Raw genomic sequence first — 3,306 nt, 5'->3', positions numbered from 1 at the left:
CGCGACGCCCACGCTGCCGCTCGTCGGCGCGCTCACGTTCCCGGCCGTGGCCAACGCGAACATGGTGATCGGCAAGGTGAACGGCGCGATCGTTCCGATCGTCGTGCGCACGGGCCAGGTCTTCGTGCCGTCGCCGCTCACGCCGCTGAACACGAACGCAGCACAAGTCGACGATGAATCCGGCATCGCCATGCTCGCCCCGAACACAGCGCTGCAATCAGGCGCGTTCGATGGCGGCTACGTCGGCGCGGATTCGAACTTCAAGTACACGGCCGCGCTGCTGCAAGGTCCGGTCGGCTCGTTCATCAATCCATCGACGCAAAGCACCGAGACCGGCTTCGGCATGAGTTACGCGCAGCAGTTGCCCGGCTTGATCGGCGTGCAGGACCAGAACGGCGGCAAGGGTGCGCTGATATCGGCGGGTGGCCTGTATGGGATCTTCATAGCGGGAAGCACGGTGAATGGCGGCCCGACATCGACCTCCGTCAATGCCGATACCCCCGCGAGCCCGTACTTCGGCATTGGCGCGTTGCTGAGCAAATAAGTGGAAAACACGGCGGCCGGCATGCGTCGGCCGCCAACGAACGAACCCATGTGGATGGAGACAGCAGCATGAAATGGAGAACTCTTGGCGCAGTTGTATCAATCGCGGGCGCGGCGCCGTTCCTGATGAGCGCGTGTGGGGGCGGCAGCGATGCGCCGCAGGCGCCGGTCGTCCGTTTGTGCCCGGCATCGCTTGATTACACGACCAACTTCACCGGCGGCGGTGGCGACGGCGAACTCGTCAAGCTGCAGCTCGACACCACCAAGCTTACGTGGCAAGTGACGTACATTGAATCGCCGATACCCGCCACGACCGGCACCGTCTCCCCGACGCGCGCCGGCACCACGCAAAGCGGCACGCTCACGATGGAAACCGGCCTGCCGACACAAAAGCTGAATCAATGCGCGTATCAGTTGAACGGCGCGACGCTCGACCCGACGCGCCCCGCGCGTATCTTCGTGGGCGAGGGTGTGGCGGGCGGCACGATTCCGGGCAAGGAGCTGCAGTTCGGCGGCATTCTCGGGCAGGGCGTCGTGCCGGATCGCACATTCCCGTATTACCCGTTCATCGGCTTCTCGACGCTGGAAACGAATCTCGCCAATGTCGCGGGATCGTATAACCAGCTTGGGTACCACGAAGTGCCATCGCAAAGTTATGCGCGTCTTGCCGTCGGTTCAAAGATCACCATCAATGCCGACGGCACGTGGCAAGAGTGCGACAACACCGGCGTGAATGCCGGCAAATGCCAGCAGGCGGGATCGAACTTCACGCCATCGCCCGATGGCAGCGGCGCGTTCGTCACGAACAACTTCCTTGGACAAGGCAAACCGACGCTCGCGACCGGTCCGCTTGGCAAGGGCTACATGATCGTCGGCAAGTTGCGCGGCGTGAACGTGCCGATCCTGGTTCGTACGGGCACGGCGAACGCCACGATCACGACAGGCATTCCGCCTTTCGCCGACGACGAATCTGGTATCTCGATGCTCTCGCCGCAAACGAACGTGGCGGTGGGATCGGTTGATGGCGAATACGTGGGCGTGGATAACCAGTTCAACTACCGTACAACAGCGCTCACCGGTACGCAGGCCACGCTCATCGATCCGTTCCAGCCGTCGCAAGTTGCGTTGTCGCGTGCGTTGAACCTCGACTACACGCAGACCATCCAGGGTCTTGTGACGTCGACGGTCGTCAATGCATCGACTGGCGCGACACCCACCGGCAAGTTCATCTTCTCCGGCGGCGTGTTCGGCTACCTCGATCAGAGCGATCCGACGACTCCGTATTTCACCATCGGCTCATTTGTCGAGTGACCGTCCGGCAGCCCATCAAAAAGGGCTGAGCGCGTTTCACGCCTCCTTCTATATAGAAGCGGCGTGTCGCGTGACGGCCTGTAACCGAAGAGAGACGATATGAGAAAGATACTGGCAGCGGTGATCGGGTGCGCCTGGGCTTGCGCTTCAATGACGGCGCACGCGCAAAGCGCCGGCGATAACGTCGTGGGCCTCGGCTGGTTCCACGTCATGCCGCAGGATTCGAGCAGCGAACTCACCACGCACGTGGCGCCCGTGCCGATCAACACGCCGCTGCGCTTGCCGTCGCAATTCACGTCGGCGGGAACGGGCCTTTCGACAAAAAGCGCCGATACCCTCGCCCTTGTCTTCACACACTTTTTCACCGACCATATTGCGACGACGTTCGTGGGCGGCGTGCCGCCCGAATTCGAGCTCGATGGTCACGGCACCATCCGGCCGCCGGGTCCGGCGGGCGCGCTCGGCAACCAGAATCTCGATCAGACCAATCCGATCGTGAAAAGCGTGCGGCAGTGGAGCCCGGCGCTGATCTTCCAGTACTACTTCAATTCACCGACGTCGGCGTTCCGGCCGTTCGCGGGTATTGGCGTGTCGTACAACTTCTTCACGAACATCAAACTCACCAACGGCTTCGTCAACTCGACACAGAACAATCTCGGCGCTGTTTTGGCGGCTGCTGCGGGCAAGCCGGGGCAGACATCGGTGGACGCGAAGGCTTCGTCGTCGTGGCAACCGGTGTTCAACGTCGGCGCCACCTACAACTTCGACAAACACTGGGGTTTGATTGCGTCCCTCACGTACATTCCGCTGAAGACGACGTCATCGCTGATCATCAAGGCGGCCGACGGCACCGAACTCGCCACGACCAAAGGCAAGCTGAACGCTGATCCGCTGATCACGTTCCTGGCGGTGTCGTACCGTTTCTGATGGCGCAGCCAGTCCCGCAAATCATTCGATGCCGTTTAGACGCGATTCGGCGGGACGATTTTCCGCTGCTTTCATGAGCGGGTGTGGTTGGCCTACTTTCCGGTCCAGCGGGCTGTGACGGCCGCGATTCGCGCACCGAATGCTTTTGCTGTTTCAAGGTCGCCGGGCGGGGGTGCTTCGTCCGGGGATGCATCGGCAGGTGATTGCGTGAGCAAGCCCGAAAAACCACCAACGAAGTTCAGGTCGTTGCGCGTGGCCGCCTTCGTGTTCGACGGCATCATGCCGGTGCCCGCCCAGATCATGCTGTGCTGCATGGCGAGCGTGATGAAGTACGCGATGGTCGAGTGCTTGTCGCCGTTCATGGTCGCCGAGTTGGTGAAACCGGCGGCGACCTTGTCTTTCCACGATTGCGCGAACCAGGGTTTTGAACTGGCATCGGCAAATTTCTTGAAGTCGGCGGACGGCCCGCCCATGTAGGTCGGCGCGCCGAAGATGATGCCGTCGGCGGCGTCGAGCTCGGCCCAA

4 protein-coding genes are annotated in these 3,306 nt (G+C 62.0%); 3 read left to right on the top strand and 1 reads right to left on the bottom strand.

The annotated features are described in order from the left end of the window. The 3 genes from ACRXB1_RS33230 to ACRXB1_RS33220 all read left to right on the top strand — a co-directional run. Positions 1 to 544 (top strand): DUF2957 domain-containing protein (locus ACRXB1_RS33230; RefSeq protein WP_449494445.1); only part of this gene is annotated, 544 nt, incomplete at its 5' end. A 68-nt stretch (positions 545 to 612) separates the two neighbouring features. Continuing rightward, positions 613 to 1,854 (top strand): DUF2957 domain-containing protein, encoded by a 1,242-nt coding sequence (locus ACRXB1_RS33225; RefSeq protein WP_449494444.1) that lies wholly within the window; start codon positions 613 to 615, stop codon positions 1,852 to 1,854. Positions 1,855 to 1,953: 99 nt separating this feature from the next. Then, positions 1,954 to 2,781 (top strand): OmpW/AlkL family protein, encoded by an 828-nt coding sequence (locus tag ACRXB1_RS33220; RefSeq protein ID WP_449494443.1) that lies wholly within the window; start codon positions 1,954 to 1,956, stop codon positions 2,779 to 2,781. A 92-nt stretch (positions 2,782 to 2,873) separates the two neighbouring features. Here the strand turns inward: ACRXB1_RS33220 and ACRXB1_RS33215 are convergent. Next, positions 2,874 to 3,306: flavodoxin family protein (locus ACRXB1_RS33215; protein WP_449494442.1), on the bottom strand; the 433-nt coding region annotated here is incomplete at its 5' end.

It is taken from the genome of Caballeronia sp. M23-90, assembly GCF_053574605.1.
This window is presented reverse-complemented; position numbering and strand designations above follow the sequence as displayed.

Coding starts and splice junctions, on each gene's coding strand:
- ACRXB1_RS33220 (WP_449494443.1), top strand. CDS start 1,954: ATGAGAAAGATACTGGCAGCGGTGATCGGGTGCGCCTGGGCTTGCGCT.
- ACRXB1_RS33225 (WP_449494444.1), top strand. CDS start 613: ATGAAATGGAGAACTCTTGGCGCAGTTGTATCAATCGCGGGCGCGGCG.